A 1,868-nucleotide genomic window follows, 5' to 3' on the forward strand; every position below is an offset into this window, starting at 1 on the left:
CTGGTGCTGGCCGCCACCGCGCTCGCCGCCGGGCGCGACATCGTCGTCAGCCGGGGCGAGATGGTGGAGATCGGCGACGGCTTCCGGCTGCCCGACCTGCTGGTCTCCGCGGGTGCCCGGCTGCGCGAGGTGGGGACCACCAACCGCACGACGGCCGCCGACTACGCCGAGGCCGTCGGCCCCGGGACCGCCTTCCTCCTCAAGGTGCACCCCTCCAACTTCCGGATCACCGGGTTCACCGCGGCGCCGGACGTCGGCGAACTCGCCTCACTGGGCGTCCCGGTCGTCGTCGACATCGGTTCCGGGCTGCTCGCCCCGCATCCGCTGCTGCCCGAAGAACCCGACGCCCGCACCCAGTTGACGGCCGGGGCGGCGCTCGTCACGGCGAGCGGCGACAAACTGCTGGGCGGCCCCCAGTGCGGACTGCTCCTCGGGCGGGAGGAGTTGGTCGGCGCCCTGTCCCGGCACCCGCTGGCCCGCGCCCTGCGCGTGGACAAACTGACCCTGGCCGCACTGGAGGCCACACTGACCGGCCCCGGTACCCCGACCGGAGAGGCGCTCGACGCCGCCCCGGAGGGACTGACCCGGCGCGCCGAGCGGCTCGCCGCCCTGCTGGACGCCGAAGGCGTCGACGTACGGGCCGTCCCGAGCGAGGCGACCGTGGGCGGCGGCGGAGCACCCGGGGTGACCCTGCCCAGCGCGGCCCTGTCGCTGCCCGAGCGGTACGCCGAGGTCCTGCGCACCGGAACGGACCCCGTGGTGGGGCGCCTGGAGTCCGGCCGGTGTCTGCTCGACCTGCGGGCGGTGCCGCCCGCGGACGACGAGCGCCTCGCCGACGCCGTCCGGTCCGTCGGGAGGAGGTAGCGGGCATGCGGGTACTGGCCACCGCCGGGCACGTCGACCACGGGAAGTCCGCCCTCGCGCGGGCGCTGACCGGGATGGAACCCGACCGGTTCGAGGAGGAGCGGCGCCGGGGCCTGACCCTGGACCTCGGCTTCGTCTGGACCCGTCCCGACCTGCCCGGCGGCGAACAGCTGGCCCTCGTCGACGTGCCGGGCCACGAGCGGTTCGTCGCCACCATGCTGGCCGGTGTGGGACCCGTGCCCGCGGTGCTGTTCGTGGTGGCCGCCGACCAGGGCTGGCAGGAACAGTCGCAGGAGCACCTGGAGATCCTCGACGCGCTCGGTGTGCGCCATGCCGTGCTCGCCGTGACCCGCGCCGACCTGGCCGACCCGGAACCCGTGCGCGCGGACGCGGTGGAACGCATCGCCGCCACCTCCCTGGGCACCGTGCCCTCCGTCGCCGTGAGCGCGGTGACGGGCGGGGGACTGGGACGACTGCGGGAGGAACTGGCCCGCCTGGTGAGCGCGTTGCCCGTCCCGCCGGCCGACGCGGAGGTACGGCTGTGGCTCGACCGCGCCTTCACCGTGCGCGGTCACGGGACGGTCGTCACCGGCACCCTGGGCGCGGGCACCCTGCGCGTCGGCGACCGGCTGGTGACGGGAGACGGCACGACCGGGCTGCGGGTGCGCGGACTTCAGTGCCTGGGGGAGGACCGGTCCTCCGTCGGCGGGGTGGCGCGCGTGGCCGTCAACGTCCACGGGGGGCCCGGCGCGGAACTGGGCCGGGGCCAGGTGCTGCTGACCCCGGACCGCTGGCCGCTCACCGGCGTGTTCGACGCCCGGGTCACCGGGACACCCGTCGAGGACCTTCCCCGGCAGACCACCCTGCACCTCGGCACCGCGGCGGTGCCGGTGACCGTACGGCCGCTCGGCGTGGACACGGCCAGACTGACCGCGGCCCGCCCGCTGCCCCTGCGGATCGGTGACCCATGCGTGCGGAAGGCTGCGGTGCGGATCTCCGGGGTC

General features: G+C 76.0%; 2 protein-coding genes. Both read left to right on the forward strand.

The genetic code is table 11. The features are described from left to right. Positions 1-864: L-seryl-tRNA(Sec) selenium transferase (gene selA / locus B9S61_RS02085; RefSeq protein ID WP_103540651.1), on the forward strand; the 864-nt coding region annotated here is incomplete at its 5' end. Between the two features lie 5 nt (positions 865-869). After that, positions 870-1,868: GTP-binding protein (locus B9S61_RS02090; RefSeq protein ID WP_181007197.1), on the forward strand; the 999-nt coding region annotated here is incomplete at its 3' end.

This window comes from Streptomyces sp. SM1 (assembly GCF_002910825.1).
Taxonomy (GTDB): domain Bacteria; phylum Actinomycetota; class Actinomycetes; order Streptomycetales; family Streptomycetaceae; genus Streptomyces; species Streptomyces okerensis.